Genomic DNA, 20,043 nt, shown 5'->3' with positions numbered 1-20,043 from the left:
CCCACAGTCCGCCGCGAACACCCACAGCAGGAATGCTTGTGCTACTTCGGCATCTCCACCTGTAACACCACCGCATCACCCTCCGCCACCAGCGGCGGCGCGCCTTTCGGTTGGAGAATGTAGTCCCCCTTCACGAAGCGCCGGTTATCCGTGCTGACCAACGCACCTTCCACCACGCCGACGATGCTGAAACGCTCAGGATCGGGATTTGCGATCAGATCGCCATCCACCAGCGCGCGGCGCGAAGTGCGGAAATATTCACACTCCGCCAGCACCTCACCCTGCGGCACATCCATGCCCGGCTCGAAGTCCTCGAAGTCGATGCTCGCCAGCGATTGCTCCACGTGCAGCGCGCGCGGCTTGCCATCGAGACCCATGCGGTTCCAGTCGAACACGCGGTAGGTGGTGTCCGAGTTCTGTTGGATCTCATGGATCAGCAGGCCCGCGCCGATCGCATGCAGGCGGCCGGAGGGGATGAAGATCGATTCGCCAACCTGTGGCGCGATGGCATGTACGACCTCCGCGACGGTGCCATGGGCGATGGCGGTTTCGAAATGCCCGCGTGTGACTCCATTCCTCAGTCCCACATACAGCTTCGCACCTGCATCGGCGGCGGCGATCACCCACATCTCCGTCTTCGGTTCACCGCCGAGCTCCGCCGCCAGATGAACCGGCGGATGCACCTGGATGGAGAGGTCATCCCGGGAATCGAGGATCTTGATCAGGATCGGGAAACGCTCCGAGCCCGGCAGTCCCGCGCCAAAGATTTTCTCACGATGTTGCGTCCACAGTTCGTGCAGGGACTTGCCAGCGTAGGCTCCGAAGTTCACCACCGATTGCTCCGGATCGCGGTCCACGATTTCCCAGGCCTCACCAAACGGCGTCGTGGTATCCGGCAGCGCACGGCCATAGACGCGTTCCAATTCACGGCCGCCCCAGACGCGGTCCATGTAGAGAGGGGTGAAGGTAATGGGAGCCACGCCCGAAGCTGCCAGACCGCAGGCGCGATTGAAAAGATCATTGATCTTCGCCGGAGCTGTGAGAGCGATAGGGAGCCGAAGCGCTCCACTTGTTTCATGAAACCGCTTTCATTCCTGCTGTCCGCTCTGTTCGCCGTCGCCCTCTCCGGTTGTGTGGGAGGCGGCATCGTCCGCTTCAAGGATGACCAATACTCCTCCTTCCGGATCGGGAGGAAGGGGCAGATCGCGGAAGACGCCTCGGGCCGGAACCCATCCGCCGGGGAAATCCTCGCCCGTTGGGGCCAGCCGGATTCCAAGCGTCCTTCCCACGATGGCGGCGAGATCTGGCACTACCGTGGCGATGAGAAAGAGGTGGATTTCCTCATCGCCAGCGGCAAGGCGGTGGACGCCAAGGTCATGAAAACCGGTGCCACAGGAGGATACGTCGGCTACATGCCGGGGGACTCCGGAGTGGGAGCCCGCGCGTGGGAATAAGCCCCCTGTAGCCATCCGACCGGGCATTGCTACGGATTCCCAAATATTCCGGTTGCGAAAACAATCTTGCCGGTTGAGGTCGGGCGGGGGATGCTGCCGTGTCCGAAAATGGCCCGGAACGAGAACAAAAAGCGCGGTGAGGAGCCGGAACCGTCCAAGTGGTCGAACGAGATCACGGGCATCATCCTGCTCGCGGTGGGCGTATTGCTGACTTTGGCACTGGTTTCCTATTCGCCGTCCGGACTGCCGCAGTTCGGGTTTCTGGAACCGTTTTCCAACAAGACCGGACCCCGCGAGGGCAACCTGATCGGGCCGGTGGGGGCGATCCTCGCCTTCGTGCAGATCCTTTTGTTCGGAGCCACCGCATGGCTGATCCCGGTGACGTTGGTGTGGTTCGGCGTGGTGAAGCTGCTGCGCGACGGCCGCCTGTGGCCGCGCAAGGTGCTGGGTTTCCTGATCCTGCTGGTGGCTGGAGCGGTCTGGCTGCACGCCGCGGATTTCTTTTTCAAGGATTGGGCCGCGCGCTGCCGGATCATCAGCCCGGGTGGCGTGGTTGGCTATGGCGTGGGCGGCTATGTGTTCGAGCGGCTGATCGGTCGGATCGGCACGCTGCTGCTGTTCGGAACCGGTTATCTGGTGGCGCTGATCCTTTTCACCGGCCAGCCGCCGATCCAGTTCGTGCGGGCCTGCTATCGCCTGGGTCGTCTCCGTTATCACGCGTTCCTGGAGCGCCGCGAAGCCGAAGGCCTAGCCTCGGCCCGCCAATCGGAACTGGACGCGGAGCGCGAACGCCAGCGCGAGCAGCGCCGCCGCGAACGCGAGGCCGCGAAAGCCGCCTCATCCTCGGCTCAGGCCGCAGCCGCTGCGGATGACGACGGTCAGGCGGAACTCGGCCTGCGCGAAACGCCGGTGCCGAAGATCATTGATGCCTCGCAGCGCCGTCTGGTGGATGTCCCGGCGGGGGCGAAACCCTTCGAGCGGAAGAAAGCGGGCCACCAGTCGCTCACGCCCACCGGCTACGAGGACTACGAAACGCCGGGCTTCGACCTGCTTGACAAGATCGAGGTGGACGATGCTCCGGAAGCCGCGAACCGAGACGAGCTTTTTTCGAACCAGCAGATCATCATCGAGACGCTCAAAGCCTTCGGCATCGATGTGACTCCGGGCGACATCACCCGCGGCCCGACGATCACCCGCTACGAGATCTATCCGAGCACCGGTCTGCGCGTGTCCCGTATCTCGCAGCTTGAGGCGGACATCGCCCGCGCGACCAAGGCGGAGCGCATCAACATCCTCGCTCCCATTCCCGGCAAGGACACCGTCGGTATCGAGATCGCGAATTCCAAGAAGGTCGCCGTGCCGCTGCGTGAGTTGATCGACGATCCGGAGTTCAAGTCCGCGAAGAAGAAGATCCCGCTCGCGCTTGGCAAGGATGTCTACGGCAAGACGGTCATCGCCGACCTCGCCGCGATGCCGCATTTGCTCGTCGCCGGTGCCACCGGTTCCGGCAAGTCGGTGTGCATCAATTCCATCATCGCCTCGATGCTCTTCAAGTTCGGCCCGGATGAGCTGCGGTTCATCATGGTGGACCCGAAGGTGGTCGAGATGCAGATGTACAACAAGCTGCCGCACCTCGTCGTGCCGGTGGTCACCGATCCGAAGAAGGTCGTGGCCGCGCTCAAGTGGGTGGTCAATGAGATGGAGAAGCGTTATCGCGTCTTTGCCAAGGTAGGCGTGCGCAATTTTGATGCCTACAACCAACGTGTGCGTCCGGAAAAGACCGCCGCACCCGAACCGGAGCCGGAGTCCGAGGAGGAGGAAGAGGTGGATATGGACGCCATCGAATCCATCGCATCCGCGCTGGAGTCCGGTGAACTCGGCCCGGAAGCGGACGAGGACGAATTGATTCCGGAAGAGGACGAGATGCCGGACCGCTATCCGTACATCGTCGTGCTCATCGACGAGCTTGCGGACCTGATGCAGACCGCTCCGGCGGATGTCGAGATGTGCATCGCCCGCATCGCGCAAAAAGCTCGTGCGGCCGGCATCCATCTCATCATCGCCACACAGACGCCGCGCGCGGACGTGGTCACCGGTATCATCAAGGCGAACATTCCCTCGCGCATCGCCTTCCAGGTGTCCTCCGCGCTCGATTCGCGCGTCATCCTCGATACCAAGGGCGCGGACAAACTGGTGGGCAAGGGCGACATGCTCTATCTGCCGCCGGGTTCCGCGAAACTGGAGCGCGCGCAAGGTGCCTTCGTTTCCGATCAGGAAGTCGAGCGTCTGGTGGATCACTGCGCCGCCCAGGCTTCGCCGAATTTCGCGACCGACATTCAGGCCTCCATCGACAGCGGCGGGGATTCGGATGAGGAGGAGATCTCCGATGCCGATGAGGAACTCATCATCAAGTGCATCGAAGTTGCACGCCAGGAGCAGAAGTGCAGCACGTCTTTGCTCCAGCGCCGCCTGCGTCTCGGCTACACCCGGGCCGCGCGCATGGTGGACATCCTTGAAGCACGCGGGGTCGTAGGCCCTGGAGACGGCGCGAAACCGCGCGAGGTGTATTTGAAGTGAGGTGTTGGCGGTGGTTGGAAACCGCCGCCATGGTTAGGTCGGTCACAGAACCGTCACACGTGATTTTTTCGGAAATCGCCAAGAAATCCTCCGGTCATCCGATGTTCATGGCGAGCGGTCCGCGGCGCTCGCCTTGAAACATCCGATTACCTCATGAAATCCATCATCCTCGTTACCGCCGGCGTGCTCGGCGCTGCCTCCGCATACGGCCAGACCGTCAAGCCGGGAGCCAATGCTCCGATCGCCCTTTCCGCCACAGTCGTGACGGAAGGTGCGCCGGTCACCCAACAGCTTCCCAACGGCGGCACCAAGAAGACCTACGCGGTGACCTCCGCGCGCTTCACCAACCGCGAAATCCTCGATGCCATGCGCGCGGCCAATCTTCTGGACGGCACCATCAGCGGCTGGGTGTTGACCCGCTTCACCAATGCCAATGACGTGGGCAACATCTACGCTGCGAAGCAAGGCAAGGTGGCGGTCGCCGTTCCGGCCTCGCTGCTCACCCAGCCGGTCGTGCAGGGCAAGGCCGACAGCGGCACGCTCACCAAGAACACCTCCAACAGCCCGGAGCTTCCGAGTCTGACCCGCCGCGCCTACACCACGCTCACCTTCAAGGGTGGCGCGGGATCGGGCATCGGCACGCAGACCATCAAGTCCGCCACGCTGAAAATCGGTGACTCCAGCAACACGGTGATCACCCGCACGGAAACCTTCGATCTTTCCGGCAAAGCCGCCACCGGAAACGCGATCTACACCGGCACCTACAAGGTGCAGCGTGCGAATCCGATCAATCTCACCCCGTTCTTCCCAGGCGCTGCAGTGCCCTGAGAAGAATGCATCCGGGCATCTCCCGGTCCTTCTTGGGTAGGATCGGGGGATGCTCCTTTTTCCTGACGCATGAAACGCTATCTCGCTGTCATCCTGCTGGGCTTTGCGGTCGTTCTCGGCTTCGCCACCCGGCATCGGGGTGGGAAAGCGGGTGTAGCGGGTGCGTTTGAAACGCTCCGCCCGTCCGAGGACGCGAAGCTGCCAGCCTCCCGGCAGCAGGTCGCCTCGGCGCGGGTTTCCTCCCGTGCCACCGCCGGGTCCTCCGCCGAAGAGCGCGCGGATGTCATGGCCCGGATCGACGAGGCGGTGAAAAGCTATGAACCCGCCGCGGTGAAGGCGATCGCACCCTATCTCACCAGCACGGATCGGGATCTACGTAGCGCCGCACGCGAGGGCTTGATCCAGCTCGGCGAGCCGGATGGGATCGCCGTGCTGCGCTTGGCGGCCACCCGGATGAGCGATCCCGCTGAAACGAATGCCTGCCGGGAAGCGGCGGACTTCCTGGAGCTGCCCTCATGGTCGGAGACCGATGAGGCGCGTGAAACCGTCGCCAATCTCCTCGCCAACCCCGAACCCACACCGCCTCCACCGTGAGCGAAGCGGTGCCCATGGAGTCCGGGAACTGGCTGGCGGAAATCCTCGTCCGCTATGAGAAGCCATTGCTCAAGCACGCCTACACGCTGTGCTCGGACCGTGAGCTGGCGCGCGATGCCGTGCAGGAAACCTTCTTCCGTCTGATCCGTCACCGCGAGAAAGGCATGCCGGAAAACCTCGCCGCCTGGCTTTTCACCGTCTGCCGCAATGTGGTCAGTGACCACCTGCGCCGCCAGAAGGTCGTGACCTTCGGTCTGGATCCGGCCCGCTTCGACATCCCGGATGATGATGGCATGTCGCCGGACGCGCAGCTCGATCGCGGTGAACGCGAGCGCAAGCTGGCGGAATTGGTGGCGGAACTGCCGGACCGCGAGCGCGAGCTGGTGCGTTTGAAGTTCCAGGTGGGTCTGAGTTACCGCGAGATCGAGGAGGTCACCGGCATTTCACAAGGGAATGTCGGCTACTTCCTCCATCTCGCGGTGAAACAACTGCGCCAGCGCTGGCGCGTGGAAGGGGGGGACGCGTGAGCGATTCCTTCGTCGATCTGCTGGAGACCTCGCTGGAGGTTCCGGACTTCGAGCTTGGCGAGGCACGGCGTGCCGCCTTGTTCGCCGCCGCGATGGGACCGGTGGTGATGCCGGAGAACGTGGTGCCATTCCCGTGCGTGAACGATGACGAGCAGGCGGCCTTTGATTGGCTGATGGGCGAGCGTCCGGCGGATGTCGCCCTGATGGACCGCCTGGTGACTCACCCGGGATTCTGCGCCGCGGTGGTTGCCCAGCATGGCTTCCTGCGGGAACTGCGTTCGGCACTGCGCCTGACGGCCGCCTCCACACTGGAGCGCGGCGCGAAGACTCCGCGACGTACGATGCGTGCCGTAGGTTTGATCGCCGGCGCGATGGCTGCCTCCCTCGCCGCCATGGTGACATTGCAGATACTGCCTTCAAAGAAGACCGGTTCCACCGGAACGGCCGCCACGACCGGAGGAAACGATGTGCCTGTGGCGGAGATCTCGCTGGTGCCTTCCAGTGCCGAAGCACCGGCGCATGTGACGGCATTTGCGCCTCCATTCGCGGTTGAGCCGGATCCGGCTTCCGCGGCCATGGTGCCTGCGGTGGCGAAAATGGAAATTCCCACTGCGGCCGAACTTCCCGAAGGTGTCGAACCGATCCACGAATGGAAGGACGCCGGGAGGATCGCGGCCCGCGAGGCATTCGGCGGTGAAGCTCCATCCTTCGGTGAGATGGCGGTGACCACTCCTACGGCGGCGGAGGAACCGGTACTCGCCCTTGCGGGCCGTGCGAGATCCTCCGATGGCGGAGGACATGACGGATTGTATGCGATGGTTTCCGATTCGGTGACTTCGCGCGGCAACAACTGGTACTACTGGTCGGGCAGCCAGGATGGCAGCGGCGCATCCGTGCCGGAACCGGGAGGCTGCTTTCCGGTAATGATCGGCTGCCTGCTGCTGTGGTGGCGGAGACGGCCTACGCTGCGAAGTTGACGCGGTTTTTTTTGCAAGCCGGTTGGGGCCGGTGGTTGCTGGTACGAACGAAAAAGACGGCCCCGGAGTAACCACTCTCCGGGGCCGCCATGTCCGGCTCTATTGCAATGAAGTCATTTCACTTTTTGCCCGTCAGCGAGCGGATGTAGTCCACTTCGGGTTGGCGGTAGGGTGTTCCATCAGTACGGAAAATGTCGTGGAACCAGAGCTGCGGCTCGCCGTCGTAGTCCTTTTCCCATGAGTCCCATGGATAGATGGTCTGCGACTTGCCGGAGACGAAACCCCAGCAGTAGGCGCCCACGCCTTCCTTCTTCAGCACACCCAGGTTCGGATCGAAGGTGCTGCCTTCCGGTCGTGCCATGTACTCGGTGCAGAGGATCGGGCGGTTGTAGCGGCGGAGCTGGCCGATGAGTTTGGTGAGGTGATCCGGCTTGCCGTAGCAGTGGAATGAGATGACGTCGCTCTGCTCCAGTTGGATGCGCTGGATGAGATACATCTTGTTGGGATCGCTCCAGTCGCCGAGCCACACGCCGGAGGTCAGTGGCTGGGTTGGCTTGCCTTCGCGGGCCCAGGCGAAAACCTGTGGCAGCAGTTTCTCCACATGCTGCGATTTGATCTTCTGATCCGGTTCCAGGTCTGGGCGCTTCGATTTGCCGCCGTCGTTGTTGTCTGGTTCGTTCCAAACGTCCCAGCCATGGATGCGGGGATCGTTGGCGAACTGCTTCACCACTCCGGTGACGTATTCATGCAGGCGCGGGATCTGGTTCTCATCCATCAGCGCATCGATGCCCGGGCTCTGCACCCAGCCGGAGTTGTGGCGGTGGGGCAGGGGATCGGGCTGCTTGCCGAGCTTCGGCTTCGGATACCAGCAACTGTCGAAGAGCACGAACAGCACTCCGATGTGATGCTTCTCCGCTAGGCCGAGGAAGGTATCGATACGCTTCGAGAAACCCTTGCTGTCCTGCTGCCACAGCAGGTCGTGCAGGAACACGCGCACGCTGGTGAAGCCGAGCGACTCGGCGAGGCCCAGCTCGCGGTCGATGGTGGCGGTGTCGAAGGTGTCCGCCTGCCACATCTCGAGCTGGTTGATCGCGTTGCTCGGGATGAAGTTGCAGCCGTTGAGCCAGCCGGATTTTTCCTGCCAGGCTTTCGCCTTTTCCGGAGTCCAAGGTTGAGCGTCCTGAGCGTGCAGCGTGGCGGTACCGAGGGCACCGGCGATCAGGAGATGAACAAAGGTTTTCAACATGATGAATGCAGTGGCATGGATTGGATACGAGGGGCCTTCATTACTTTCCACTCTTCAGGCCGAACCGATAGACGGTCGTGCTTTTCATCGTCTTGCCCGGTTTGAGGATGATGCTGGGGAACGTCGGCTGGTTCGGTGAGTCCGGATAGTGCTGCGTTTCGAAGACCAGCGCGTTGCGATGGTTGTAGGGCTTGCCGCTCTTGCCAGTGAGTTGGCCATCGAGGAAATTGCCACAGTAGAACTGGAGACCCGGCTCGGTGGTGAGGATCTCCATGGTGCGCCCGGTGGTTGGCTCATGCACCACGGCGGCCAGCGCGAGCCCGCCGCTCTGGTTGTCGAGCACCCAGTTGTGATCGTAGCCGCCGCCGAACTTGAGTTGCTCGTCTTCGGCATTCACGCGCTCGCCGACCTTGTGCGGTGTGGTGAAATCGAACGGCGTGCCTTCCACCGGCTGGAGCCTGCCGGTGGGGATGAGGCCCGCATCCACCGGGGTGAACCTGGAGGCCTTGAAGGTGATCTCGTGATCGAGGATGTCGCCATTGCCCTCGCCCTTCAGATTGAAATAGCTGTGTTGCGTGACATTGACCGGCGTGGCCTTGTCGGTGGTGGCGCTGTAATCGATCTTCCACTCATTGTCATCGGTGAGCCAGTAGATCACGGTGACGTCGAGATTGCCCGGATAGCCTTCCTCGCCATCCTTGCTGAGGTAGTGGAACTTCACCCCCTGCACGCCGTCCTTCTCCACGCCTTCGCCCTGCCACACGACCTTGTCGAAGCCCTTCAGGCCGCCGTGTAGCGAGCACTTGATGCCGCCGGGATCGTTGTTCAGTGCGAGCGTGTAGGTTTTGTCATCGAGAGTGAACTTGCCCTTCGCGATGCGGTTGCCCACGCGGCCGACGACCGCGCCGAAGTACGGCGTGTCCTTGATATACTCGTCGAGCGTCTTGTAACCGAGCACCACGTCCGCGCTCTTGCCGTCACGGTCCGGCGTTTCGAGGCTGAGCACGATCGCGCCATAGGTCATGGCGCGGAGCTTCAGCCCTTTGTGGTTGGTCAGGGTGAAGACCTCCACCGGCTTGCCATTGGCGGTGCCGAAGGGTTCGCCCTTCGGAGCGGCGGCGGAGGCGGGTAGGATCAGCGCGGTTGCGGCCGCGAGCATGGCCAGGCGGTTTGCCGCGGCCGGGTATTGGGTTTTCGCAATCATGGCAGGAGGATGGGACGACCGGAGCCGTCCTCCCTCCCTAGAACCGCCTGTGCGGATTTGCCATCAAACGAGCCGAACCGATAGATGATCGTGCATCCACCCGCAGGTCCGGGTCACACGATATGATGGATCGGATGCCCGCCGAGGAAAGCCTGGATATCCGCAATCACTCCGGCCAGCAGGCGCTGCCGAGCTTCCTGGCTGGTCCACGCGGTGTGCGGGGTGATCAGCAGGTTCGGGATGTCCGTGGCCAGCAGCGGATGGTTCTTCGGCGGAGGTTCGGTGGTGAGCACGTCGAGAGCCGCTCCGCCGATCTCACCGTGGCGCAGGGCATCCGCCAGCGCGTTCTCGTCCACCAGCGCGCCCCGACCGGTATTGATGAGCAGGGAGTCCGGCTTCATCAGCGCGAGGCTGATACGATTGATGAAACGCTCCGTCTGCGCGGTGAGCGGACAGTGCAGCGAAATCACATCACAGGAGCTGAAAAACTCTTCTCCGGCGATCCGTGGAACGGGCGCGTCCGGCGAGGCCTCGCTGCGTGCGAACGCCACCACCTTCATGCCGAAGGCCGTGGCGATCCTCGCCACCGCCTGGCCGATGGTGCCGAAGCCGACGATGCCCAGCGTCTTTCCGGCGAGCTCCGTCACCGGATGATCGAGGCGCGTGAAGATTGGTGAAGACGGCCAATCCTGCGCGATATGCGCGGAGTAGCGGTCCACCGCCGTGACGAGATTCAACAGCAGCGCGAAGGTATGCTGCGCGACCGCTTCGGTGGAATATCCGGCCACGTTGCACACGGTGATGCCGCGTTCCTTGCAGGCCTCCAGGTCGATTTGATTCACGCCGGTGGCCGCGGAAACGATCAACCGCACTTTCGGAGCCTTGGCCAGCGCCTCCCGGCCGACGACCGCCTTGTTGGTGATGACGATCTCCGCGTCCGCGATACGATCGCCCACCTTCTCCGGCGGCGTGACCTGATGCAGGGTCAGGTTTCCGAAAGTGCGCAGCGGAGCGAAGTCGAGATCCGCGCGGTCGATTGTCGAGGCATCGAGGAAAACCAATTTCATGGAAGCAGGAGCAAGTCCGGCGATTCAACACGGGATGCCGCGCTCTTGCCAGCAGCTTCTTAGCTTGTGGCCAACCGGTAGCGGTAGCCCACGCTCCGCACCGTCTCAATGATCGCGGGGTGCGCCGGTTCGACCTCGATCTTTTTCCGCAGCACCAGGATATGCTGGTCGAGGGTACGCGAGTCCGGGAAATAATCGAGGCCCCAGCACGCATTGAGAAAGGCATCGCGGCTGACCGGATCGCCCTCGTTCCGGTGGAGCAGCTCCAGCATGGAAACCTCGCGTGGAGTCAGATCGATCGAATCGCCACCGCGTTCGGCGAAAAGCGCCTTCGGATGAACCGTCAGATCCCCCATGCGGAACGTCCGCTCCTGTGGAGATGCGGGGTGCGCCCGGCGCAGCGCGGCGCGGACACGGGCAATGACCTCGGCACGGGTGAAGGGCTTGCGGATGAAATCGTCCGCACCCAGGCCCAGCCCCACCACGATGTCCGCCTCTTCATTCTTCGCGGAGAGGAACAGGATCGGAACAGTGGTGTCGTTGCTGCGGACGCGTCGGCAGACCTCGAAGCCGTCGACCTCAGGCATCATGATGTCCAGGCACAGCAGGTCCGGTTTGTGGCGGGTCCAGAGATCGAGAGCCTGCCTGCCATCGGCTGCGGAGAGTGTTTCGAACCCTTCCGCCTGCAAGCAGGTGGCGAGGGCTTCCAAGGTCAGGGGATCGTCTTCTGCCAGCAGAATGGTCATGCCGCGGAGGTAGTGGGGTTCACGATGGAAAAGCGTTGGGCAATAGGGAGGCGGCATTCGAAGACCGCGCCTTCGTCCGAAGGGATCAGCACCAGATCGCCGCCCATGCGGGTGGCGAGATCGCGCGCGATGGACAGCCCGAGGCCGGTACCGCTGGAGCCTTCATTGACATCCTGTTTCACACGCTCGAAGGATTCGAAGATGCGTGCCCGGTGTTTGACGGGAATGCCCGGCCCGTGATCGGAGACACGGATCTTCACCTGATCTCCCTCGATGCGGCTGTCCAATCCCAGCCAGCCGCCGTTGGCCGCGTACTTTTCGACGTTTGAGATGAGGTTGCCCACGATCTGGGCAAGTGCGTCCGGATCGAGGGTGCCGGTGTCACCCGCGCCACGCTGCCATTCGACACGGATGTTCCGCCGGTCGAGCGATGGCTGGAATTGCGCGAGCATGCCGGCGATCACGGTATCCGGGACGCATGGGCCAGGTTTCAGATCGAGCATCTTGCGTTCGCTGCGGGAGAATGTCAGTACGTTTGAGACGAGGCGGGCGAGGCGCTGGACTTCCTCGCCGACGAGCTTGAGGCGGCCTTCCGCCTGCTTCGGCTGTTTGTGGATGGCATCGGCGGCCAGATCGAGATTGAGCAGGATGTTGGTCAGCGGCGAGCCGAGCTCGTGCGAGACGCGGTTGACGAAGGAGACACGTTCCTCTGCGAGGCGGAGCGCGCGGTTCTGCTGAACGCAGAGGAAGATTCCGAGCACGATGAGGATGCCGGCAATGGCGATGGCGGAGGCCACGGTGGTGGCATCGTGAGTCAGCATGACATGCTGTTTGTCCCAGGACTGGATCTGCCATTCGCCGAGGCGGTTGCGAAAAGGAATCACCAGTGCGGCCGGTCCCCGCTCGGTGGTTTTGCCGGGGCCGGTGAGATCATGGTGATCGGGGCCGGTCACCGAGACGAATTCGCCGGAGTCACGCAGCGGCGAGAAGGATACGGCCATCCATTCGGTGAGGTGGCGGTTGAGGCGTTCTTGGATTTCGGTGAAATCGATCACCACGGCGATCAGGTGATCCGGCAGGGGACGCTGCCAGTAGATCCGGTGGATGCCATCCGGGGCGGTGATCCAGCCCCACCGGTCGCCATTTTCCAAGGTGCCGAGGTCTTTCGGCAGGATGACGGCCTGCTCCGGATTGAAGGGACGCTTGCCGCCCTCCATCAGCACCTCCGGCAGTTTTTCGTTCTTCCGCAGCAGATTGCCCTCCACTTGGACGGGCTGTTTTTTGCCATCGAAGATCTGGCACTGACGGATGGCCGCCACTTCCTGGATTCGCTTGGAGAGAACGTCCGGCGTATCCACGAGACTGCGTGCCGCGACGTTCTCCAGATGCCCGGCATAGAGGCGGTCGATCCGGTTCAGTTCTTCCTGTAGTGCTGCGGAGAAATCCAGCAGCCGTACCCGATCGGCTGGAGTGCGGTGGATTACCTCACGCCGGGCCAGCCGCCCGCCACCCCAGATCACCAGAGCGGCGGCGGCAAGCATGGGCAGCAGGGTGATGGAAATCCCGCGCATCATTTGGCGAAATTCGCCGTCACAAAAGCAAACCAGATCCGGTTGGCGGAGTCACCATCCTCTTTTGAAACCGGAGGACGATTGACGGTGCCGACGAGGAAGGGTTTTCCGATTTCGAGGGTGGCGGAGGTATTGACCCTCTGGCTTTCGAATTCCGGCATTTCCACTTTAGAAAGCCCCTGGCCCCATGTGCTGTTTCCGGTCCGCGTGATCCGTTCGGGCACGAGTCGCAGATCGATCAACCGGTTGTCCTCGCTCAAGATGGGTTCGATTTCGAGGGTGTCGCCTACATTGCGGGCTTGAAATGAACTGGGGCTGGCCGGGGTGGCCAGACCGGAGAGTTCCGAAACGGACGGAGCATCCTCCAGAGCTGCGGCATTCGGCATCTGGGCCGGCTGCCTGGCGGTGGTGCCATCGGGATTTTTGATCTCCGGTCCCTTCCGGGTGATGAAGCTGGCGCCCACCGCCTCCGGCAATTCGGGGGGCTCGTACTCGGTGACGTAGGTTTGCTCCGAGATGCTTTCCGCGGTAGCCTTCTGGCCGCTTTTTGACCGTAGCAGCACGAGAGCTTCCTGCTTGGCTTCCTTTTTGGCGATCATCGCAACCAGTTTCGCATACAGCTCGCTGTCGCGGGGATTCTCCCGGGTCAGGGCTGCGGCGTCCGCGAGGCCCAGTGAAAACGTTTCGTAGCGGATGGCCAGATTGGGGGAGGGATTGCCAGCGGCTTCGGCCGGGCTTCCCTGTTCGCCGTTCTTGAGTGGATCCTTCTGGGGGTTTTGACCGTAGGCTGCGGCGCACAGGAGCAGGGCGGCGAGGCCGGTGTTGATGAATTGGTTCTTCATGACGGAATCATCCTGCCACGCCACCCTGCCGCCTTTGGTCAAATCCGTGTCAAAAGATCGTGGCGGATGGTTTTTCGAATCCGTATACGGAGAGATCTTTTGACCTCGTAGAGGTCACGGAAAATAGCCGGAGCGTCGCGAAGCGACCTCCGGATGTAGGTCTCTCACAAATTCGCGCCCATGCGTCAGCGGGGCGCCACAGGTAGAGTGGCCATGTGATGTTCGTGAACGGGCAACAAGCCGACGAGCCATCCGCAGGTGTGCGACCCGCTTCGGGGTCGAAGAAAATGTGGAAGGCCCATTTGCCCGGAGGTCGCGTTGCGACGCTCCGGCTATGATCTACGACCTCTCCGAGGTCGGCTAAAGAGATGGTGCCACCTGAAATGATCGGAGATTGAATCTGCCTTCTCAATTCTCCCGGATGATCACGCGGAAGAAATGGCGGTCGCCCGGGGCGATCGGACCATCGAGCGTTGAGGTGCCTCCTTTGGCGGGAAGACCGCCATTGCCCGGGATGTTCCAGGGATGCCATGTCTTGAGGTCGGGGGATGTCTCGACTTGGAACGACCGTGCGGGAGGAAGATTGAAACTCAGCGATGCTCGATGCCCGGTGATCTTCAATGCGGGCACGGGTTTGGCATTGGGGTCCGTGGGCGGGGTGCCGGTGAGATACTCCTCGCGATTGTTCTGTCCGTCCTTGTCCGGGTCCGCGCCAGCCTCGCCGCGAGGTGAGGTGGACGAGCCAAAGCTGGCCAGCCGCCAACTCGCGTAGTTCTGGCGGATGGGCAGATCCTGCGTGATCCAGTTGCTCACGAGGGCGATGGAGGCCTGGTCCAGCTCGTTGCTGGCCACCGGCGGCATGCGGCTGAATCCATCGCCGGCGGTGAGATGTTTGAAAAGTACGGAATGTCCCGTATCTCCGGGAACGATGAGCTTGTTCAATGCATCGGTTCCCGCGTTGAACGGTTGGCCGTTGATGAGGCCGGTTTCATCCAGCGGGAGCGCGGCGCGACCATCCCAGTTCGCGGTGGGGATGGCGTTATTACGATGGCAGTAGGAGCAGTTCACCGCGAGATAGGATCGCACGCGGCCTTCCAGCGGAAACGCCGTTTCATCCGGCCGCAGGTGGCGCGGCAGCATGTTCGGGGAAGGCAGTGTCCCGGTGAAGTAGCCACCGTTCTGCAGCAGCGCGAGCTGGTTGCCGGTGAAGTCGTGGATGGCCCCGTCGAGATTGAGCTGGCGGGTATCGAAGCCGAGTGCGAAGCCACCGTTCACGCTGTGGCAGTTCATGCACTCCGAGCGGCTGGGGATGTGCCAGCGCTGGACGCGCGGCGTGTTGTTTTCGATGACGTTCAGGTCGAAGTCCACGCCCTCGTCCGGCACCAGCGTGGCCTCCGTGCCCGCATCGTTCCAGCGGTAGCTCACGCCGTAGATGCCGGTGCCATTCCGCACCAGCACGCGGGTCTCCAACCGTTTGCGCGTGTCCGGCCGGCCGCGCGTCATTTCCATCTCGAAGTGTTTCACCCAGAAGGTTCCAGCCGGGAAGCTCCACGGATTGTCCTGCGACCAGCCGATGGTGGTTCCCTTCGGAATCGTGAACCAGCGGCGCTTGATGGCGTGGTCGCTCCAGAAGGAAAGGTTCACATCATACGGCAGCAGACCGGGGGCGGGGGACATCGTGCCGAGGTCCGCAAACAGCTTCGTTTCGGACAAGGTCTGCGGGAAGTTGCTGGTGCCCGTGGTGGCGGTCAGGCGATGGAGGCGGCCGGTGGCGAGATTCGCCAGCAGGATGTCTCCGTTCGACGGGTCGGTGCCGAAGGCGGAAAGCAGGTAGTCGCCCGAGATACGCTTCACGATCGGAGGATCGCCGCCATTGCGTTCCAGCGTGAAGATGCCACCCGTGGCGTAGTCGCCGAAGACATACTTGCCGTACAGCGAAGCAATCTTCGCACCACGATAGACCACGCCGCCCACGATCGCGCTGGAGGCATTGTTGTGCGAATAGGCATACACCGGCGCGGTCAGCAGCACGCCCTGCGGCCATTGGCCGATCTTCGGCCCGTCGATGGTGGCCTCGCGGAAGGCCCAGCCGTAGTTGGCTCCCTTCGTAATGAGATCGACCTCCTCCATCACCGCGCCACCGACGTCGCCGCACCACAGATCGCCGGTGGGAGGATCGAAGGAAAAGCGCCACGGATTGCGCAGGCCGATCGCCCAGAACTCCGTGCGCACGGTGGAGAGATTCGGGATTTCCTCTCCCGCGAAACGACCGTCCCATGAGCCGCCGAGACTGGTATGGACCCACGGATTGTCCACCGGCACGGAGAAACGCGCCGCACCTTTGTCGAGCGGCAGCGCGGGATGCGGGTTTGGTGGCAGGTTGCCGGGCTTCTTGTCCACATCGATGCGGAAGATGCCGGAGAAATACGAACCGGTGATCTTCTGAGAGTTGTTGTAGATGTCGTTCTGATTGCCCTCGTCGCCCGCGGAGAAATAGAGATAGCGGTCCGGGCCGAAGTGCAGGCAGCCGGCGTTGTGCTCGTTGGCGCGGTCGAGCTGGTTGATGAGAATGTATTGGGTGGCCGGATCGGCGGCGTTCGGATCGGTGGCCTTGGCGGTGAAGCGTGCGAGCCGCTCGTAAAACACATCGCCCACCTTCACCGAGTAGAAGATGTAGAAGTAGCGGTTGGTCGCGTAGGACGGATGGAAGGCCAGGCCGATCAGGCCCATCTCATTCGTGGTCTCCAGTTTTTCGCCCGCCGGCAGCGCCGCATTGAGATCGAGGAAGACCTTGCTGGCCGGAGCCTTCGCGGTGACGTCCGGGATCACCTTGATGACGCCGGTTTTCTCGCAAACGAAGAGCCGCTTCTTGTCCGTGGGGGGGGAGGCCATGCACACCGGATTCCGGAACACCACCGAGCCGAAGGCATTCACCAGCGAGTAGTCGGTGGGTGGAGGCTCGGCGGGCATGGTGAGCGCCGGATTCTCGATCCGCAGCGCGCCGCTGAGCGTGACGGTGACTTTCGCCTGATAGGTCAGCGTGGCGGTGCGCTTCACCGCATAGCGGAAGGTATCCGTGGCGGGGGTTCCCGTGGTGTGGGTATAGAGGATGCGACCTGCGGAGTCCACGGTGACACTGCCATGAGACGGGGGCGTGACGATGGAAACCGTGGCGGGCTTCCGATAGCCGCTGTCATTCGCCAGCACCGGGATCAACACCTTCTGCCCGTATTGGACCACGGCGGTATCATCCACCGCCGTCGCGCGGACGCATGACAGGCAGGCGCCACCGGCGAGAAGGAGGGAAACGATGGCGCGCGTGGAGGGCATCCGCGCGGGACCGTACAACAACCCCGCCGCCGGTCAAACGTCCGCGTGTTGCAATCAATCCTCCTTCAGCACCACGCGGAAGAAATGGCGCTGCGGCGGGGTGATCGGGCCGGTCAGGCTGACAATTCCGCCTGGATGGGCGATCCCCGCGTTTCCCGGAATGTCCCAAGGTGTCCAGGTCGTGAGATCCGGAGAGGTCAGGATCTGGTAGGAACGGTTCGCCGGGAGTGAAAAGGAAACCGTGGCGTTGTTCCCCGAGCGCTGCACGGTGGGGCTGAAGAATCCGCTGCCGGAGGTCGGCGAGGTGCCCGCCAGATATTCCTCGCGATTGCTCCGGCCGTCCTGATCCGGATCGGCTGCGGGATCGCCGCTGGGCAGACCGCCGAAATTCGTCTGCCGCCACTGGGTGTAGGTCTGGCGGGAGGGGAGATCGTTGGAGATCCAATCCGCCAGCAGCGCGATCGATGTCTGATCGAGCTCGCTGGTGGCGATGGGCGGCATGCGGGTGAAGCCATTGGTCACTGCCACCCGGTTGTACACCACCGAGTGGGCGGTGCTGCCGGGAACGATGAGTTTGTTCTGTGGATCGCCGCCATTGCTGGTGGCGGTGCCATTGATCAGGCCGGTGGCGTCCAGCGTCAGTTGCGGACGACCGTCCCATGAAGCGCTGGTGCCGCTGCCGGGCTGGTGGCAATAGGAGCAATTCACGGCGAGGTAGGAACGCACGCGGGCCTCCAGCGATTGCGTGGCTTCATCCGGCCGCAGGTGCCGCGGCAGCAGGTTGGGCGAGGGGACCGTGTTGCTGAAGAAGCCGTTGCTCTGGAGCAGCGAGAGCTGGTTGCCGCTGCTGCCATTGATCGTGCCGGTGAGGTTGAGCTGGCGGGTGTTGAAGGACAGCGCATACCCGGCCTGCGCGTTGTGGCAGCTCATGCATTCAGCGCGGCTGGGAATGTGCCAGCGTTGCGTTTTTGGCGTGCCACCATCGGTGATGTTGAGATCGAACTCAACGCCCTCGTCCGCTGCCAGCGTGGCCTCCGTGCCAGCATCATTCCAACGGTAGCTCACGCCGTAGGCTCCACCGGCGGTTTTAACGAACAAGCGCGTCTCGATCCGCTTCGCGCTCGCCGGGATGCCGCGTTGCATTTCAACATCGAAGTGCTTCACCCAGAACGTGCCCGCCGGGAACGTCCACGGATCATCCTGCGACCACGTGAGCGTGGAAGGCGGTGGCACGTAGAACCAGCGGCGCTTCTTCGCGTAATCGCTCCAGAAGGGAACATTCACCGTGTAGTCGTAGAGGCCGGTGGAAGGCGAGAGATCGGTGAGATCCGAGAAGATGTTCGTTTCGGTCAACGTCTGGGGAAACGTGCCGGCGCCTGCGGTGGCCACAAGGCGCTGGATGCTGCCATTGAGATCCGCCATCAGGATGTCGCCATTCGAGGGATCGGTGCCGAAGGCGGAGAGGCCGCCTTCGCCTGCCACGCGCGTGACGGTGGGATTGCCGCCACTATCACGCCGCAGTGTCCAGATGTTGCCGGACTGGTAGTCGGCGAAGACATACGCGCCGGTGAAGGCGCTGAAGCGGGTGCCGCGATAGACCACGCCGCCGGTCACCGAGTTCCCCTGCGAGGCACCGCTGCCGTGGGCGTATTCCCAGATCGGGTCGATGGGGGTGGCTCCCGTCACCGGGCGCGGGCCGGCGTGTTTGCCTTCGCGCGAGGACCAGCCGTAGTTGCCGCCCTTCGTGATGATGTCGATTTCCTCCCACGCATCCTGGCCGACATCGCCCAGCCACAGTTCGCCGGTGACGGAATCGAATGAGAACCGCCATGGATTGCGGAAACCCACCGCCCAGAATTCGCTGCGGACCTTGCTCAGATCCGGGATCGCCGCGCCATTGAAGGTGCCGTTCCACGTGCCGCCTTCGGTGGTGTGGACGAAGGGATTGTCCACCGGGATCGAGTAGTTCGGCGTGCCCGCGGGGATGGAGGCGTGGGCGTGCGGGGCGAGGTTGCCGGGCTTCTTGTCCACATCGATGCGCATCACGGCGGAGAAGAAGTCCTTGTCGATCTTCTGGCCGTTCTGGAACGAGTCGTTCTGGTTCCCCTCATCGCCGACGGAGATGTAGAGATACCCGTCCGGGCCGAACTGGATGCAGCCGCCGTTGTGATTGGAGGCTTCGTCGCGTTGCTCGATGAGGATCGCTTCCGAAGCGGTGTCCGCGGCATCCGGATTGCCCGCCTGGGTGGTGAAGCGTGACACGCGCTCGTATTGCAAGCCGCCCTTGTTCACGGAGTAGAACAGGAAGAAAGTACGATTCGTGGCGTAGTTCGGATGGAACGCGAGCCCCAGCAAACCCATCTCGCTGCCGGTGGCGATGCTTTCGCCGCGCGAGGTCAGCAGCGCGGGCAGGTTGAGGAAGGTATTCGCCACCGGCGAGGCGGAGGTCACATCCGGGATCAACCGCAGCAGGCCGCCTTTCTGACAGACGAAGAGGCGCTTGGTTTCCCCGGGTGGCGAGGCCAGGCACACCGGCTCGGAAAAGGCCAGCGAACCGAACGCCGGAGTGACGGCAACCGACAGCGGCGGAGGCGAGGAGGGAACGTTGAACGATCCTGCGGCCCGCGTGGCACTGGTGAAGCTCACGTTCACCGTCGCCTTTGACAGCAGGTTGTTCGTGCGCCTCATCGAATACTCGAAGCTGTCGCTGGTCGCGGTGGAATTGGTGCTGGTGTAGAGCACCTTTCCGGAGGAATCGACCGTCGCGGTGCCCTTGGTCGGGGCCTTGGTGATCGCCACCACCGGCGGGGTCTTGTAGCCGGAATCGTTCGCCAGCACGGAGATCCGGGCCTTGCGGCTGGTCCACATCGTCACGGCATCCGCCACGGCCAGCGCGTGGACGGGCTGCGCGGCCAAGAGCAAAAGGGCGGCGACGGTGACTTTCATGAATCCCGAAGGATGGTTCAGCTCCGCACGCCGCGCAATCGTGCGTTTGGTCAAATTTCCGGCTACAAGGCGGGTCAATCGTTCGTTTGTTGCAAAGATCCCGTTTGCATCGGCCGGGTCCCGCCGTTAGCCGT

15 protein-coding genes are annotated in these 20,043 nt (G+C 62.9%); 6 read left to right on the top strand and 9 right to left on the bottom strand.

What is annotated here, in order from left to right; genetic code table 11:
* Window positions 1–41 precede the first annotated feature (41 nt).
* The gene (locus KBB96_RS07815; RefSeq protein WP_211634087.1) at window positions 42–980 is read right to left on the bottom strand and encodes a type I phosphomannose isomerase catalytic subunit; all 939 of its coding nucleotides are present in this window, start codon (window positions 978–980) and stop codon (window positions 42–44) included.
* 96 nt (window positions 981–1,076) lie between these two features.
* Here KBB96_RS07815 and KBB96_RS07810 point away from each other — a divergent pair, with 96 nt between their 5' ends.
* The 6 genes from KBB96_RS07810 (at window position 1,077) to KBB96_RS07785 (ending at window position 6,957) form a co-directional block, all read left to right on the top strand.
* The gene (locus KBB96_RS07810) at window positions 1,077–1,454 is read left to right on the top strand and encodes a hypothetical protein (RefSeq protein ID WP_211634085.1); all 378 of its coding nucleotides are present in this window, start codon (window positions 1,077–1,079) and stop codon (window positions 1,452–1,454) included.
* 108 nt (window positions 1,455–1,562) lie between these two features.
* Window positions 1,563–4,031 carry a DNA translocase FtsK gene (locus KBB96_RS07805; RefSeq protein ID WP_211634083.1) on the top strand — a complete coding sequence of 823 codons (2,469 nt, stop codon included), beginning with the start codon at window positions 1,563–1,565 and terminating at the stop codon, window positions 4,029–4,031.
* 153 nt (window positions 4,032–4,184) lie between these two features.
* Window positions 4,185–4,859, top strand: coding sequence for a hypothetical protein (locus KBB96_RS07800; RefSeq protein ID WP_211634082.1), 675 nt, complete (start codon window positions 4,185–4,187; stop codon window positions 4,857–4,859).
* A 69-nt stretch (window positions 4,860–4,928) separates the two neighbouring features.
* Window positions 4,929–5,453 (top strand): hypothetical protein, encoded by a 525-nt coding sequence (locus tag KBB96_RS07795; protein ID WP_211634081.1) that lies wholly within the window; start codon window positions 4,929–4,931, stop codon window positions 5,451–5,453.
* The gene (locus KBB96_RS07790) at window positions 5,450–5,980 is read left to right on the top strand and encodes an RNA polymerase sigma factor (protein WP_211634080.1); all 531 of its coding nucleotides are present in this window, start codon (window positions 5,450–5,452) and stop codon (window positions 5,978–5,980) included. Before KBB96_RS07795 ends, KBB96_RS07790 begins: the two co-directional genes overlap by 4 nt.
* Entirely contained in the window at window positions 5,977–6,957 is a 981-nt protein-coding gene (locus KBB96_RS07785) for a hypothetical protein (protein ID WP_211634079.1), read from the top strand. Before KBB96_RS07790 ends, KBB96_RS07785 begins: the two co-directional genes overlap by 4 nt.
* A gap of 118 nt (window positions 6,958–7,075) precedes the next feature.
* Here KBB96_RS07785 and KBB96_RS07780 read toward each other — a convergent pair whose 3' ends face one another.
* From KBB96_RS07780 to KBB96_RS07745, 8 genes are all read right to left on the bottom strand, one after another.
* Window positions 7,076–8,203: a glycoside hydrolase 5 family protein gene (locus KBB96_RS07780; RefSeq protein ID WP_211634078.1), complete on the bottom strand. Its 1,128-nt coding sequence runs from the start codon at window positions 8,201–8,203 to the stop codon at window positions 7,076–7,078.
* Between the two features lie 40 nt (window positions 8,204–8,243).
* Window positions 8,244–9,407, bottom strand: a complete 1,164-nt coding sequence (locus KBB96_RS07775) for an aldose epimerase family protein (RefSeq protein WP_226373672.1) — start codon at window positions 9,405–9,407, stop codon at window positions 8,244–8,246.
* Window positions 9,408–9,520: 113 nt separating this feature from the next.
* On the bottom strand, window positions 9,521–10,474 hold the full coding sequence (locus KBB96_RS07770; protein ID WP_211634077.1) for a D-2-hydroxyacid dehydrogenase: 954 nt from the start codon (window positions 10,472–10,474) through the stop codon (window positions 9,521–9,523).
* 59 nt (window positions 10,475–10,533) lie between these two features.
* Window positions 10,534–11,220, bottom strand: a complete 687-nt coding sequence (locus KBB96_RS07765) for a response regulator transcription factor (protein ID WP_211634076.1) — start codon at window positions 11,218–11,220, stop codon at window positions 10,534–10,536.
* Window positions 11,217–12,794, bottom strand: coding sequence for a sensor histidine kinase (locus KBB96_RS07760; RefSeq protein WP_211634075.1), 1,578 nt, complete (start codon window positions 12,792–12,794; stop codon window positions 11,217–11,219). The genes KBB96_RS07765 and KBB96_RS07760 overlap by 4 nt, the downstream gene beginning before the upstream one ends.
* Window positions 12,791–13,633 carry a hypothetical protein gene (locus KBB96_RS07755; protein ID WP_211634074.1) on the bottom strand — a complete coding sequence of 281 codons (843 nt, stop codon included), beginning with the start codon at window positions 13,631–13,633 and terminating at the stop codon, window positions 12,791–12,793. Before KBB96_RS07755 ends, KBB96_RS07760 begins: the two co-directional genes overlap by 4 nt.
* A gap of 408 nt (window positions 13,634–14,041) precedes the next feature.
* On the bottom strand, window positions 14,042–16,963 hold the full coding sequence (locus tag KBB96_RS07750; protein ID WP_211634073.1) for a PQQ-dependent sugar dehydrogenase: 2,922 nt from the start codon (window positions 16,961–16,963) through the stop codon (window positions 14,042–14,044).
* Window positions 16,964–17,017: 54 nt separating this feature from the next.
* A complete protein-coding gene (locus KBB96_RS07745) occupies window positions 17,018–19,909 on the bottom strand; it encodes a PQQ-dependent sugar dehydrogenase (RefSeq protein ID WP_211634071.1) in 2,892 nt (963 codons plus the stop codon).
* Between the last annotated feature and the right edge of the window lie 134 nt (window positions 19,910–20,043).

It is taken from the genome of Luteolibacter ambystomatis (assembly GCF_018137965.1).
Taxonomy (GTDB): Bacteria; Verrucomicrobiota; Verrucomicrobiia; order Verrucomicrobiales; family Akkermansiaceae; genus Luteolibacter; species Luteolibacter ambystomatis.
The sequence above is the reverse complement of the archived record's forward strand: the minus strand, read 5'-3'. Positions and strand labels throughout refer to the sequence as shown.

Excerpts from the sequence above, each read along its gene's own strand:
- KBB96_RS07810 (WP_211634085.1), top strand. The coding sequence starts at position 1,077 with ATGAAACCGCTTTCATTCCTGCTGTCCGCTCTGTTCGCCGTCGCCCTC.
- KBB96_RS07805 (WP_211634083.1), top strand. The coding sequence starts at position 1,563 with ATGGCCCGGAACGAGAACAAAAAGCGCGGTGAGGAGCCGGAACCGTCC.
- KBB96_RS07800 (WP_211634082.1), top strand. The coding sequence starts at position 4,185 with ATGAAATCCATCATCCTCGTTACCGCCGGCGTGCTCGGCGCTGCCTCC.
- KBB96_RS07795 (WP_211634081.1), top strand. The coding sequence starts at position 4,929 with ATGAAACGCTATCTCGCTGTCATCCTGCTGGGCTTTGCGGTCGTTCTC.
- KBB96_RS07780 (WP_211634078.1), bottom strand. The coding sequence starts at position 8,203 with ATGTTGAAAACCTTTGTTCATCTCCTGATCGCCGGTGCCCTCGGTACC.
- KBB96_RS07775 (WP_226373672.1), bottom strand. The coding sequence starts at position 9,407 with ATGATTGCGAAAACCCAATACCCGGCCGCGGCAAACCGCCTGGCCATG.
- KBB96_RS07770 (WP_211634077.1), bottom strand. The coding sequence starts at position 10,474 with ATGAAATTGGTTTTCCTCGATGCCTCGACAATCGACCGCGCGGATCTC.
- KBB96_RS07765 (WP_211634076.1), bottom strand. The coding sequence starts at position 11,220 with ATGACCATTCTGCTGGCAGAAGACGATCCCCTGACCTTGGAAGCCCTC.
- KBB96_RS07760 (WP_211634075.1), bottom strand. The coding sequence starts at position 12,794 with ATGATGCGCGGGATTTCCATCACCCTGCTGCCCATGCTTGCCGCCGCC.
- KBB96_RS07755 (WP_211634074.1), bottom strand. The coding sequence starts at position 13,633 with ATGAAGAACCAATTCATCAACACCGGCCTCGCCGCCCTGCTCCTGTGC.
- KBB96_RS07750 (WP_211634073.1), bottom strand. The coding sequence starts at position 16,963 with ATGCCCTCCACGCGCGCCATCGTTTCCCTCCTTCTCGCCGGTGGCGCC.
- KBB96_RS07745 (WP_211634071.1), bottom strand. The coding sequence starts at position 19,909 with ATGAAAGTCACCGTCGCCGCCCTTTTGCTCTTGGCCGCGCAGCCCGTC.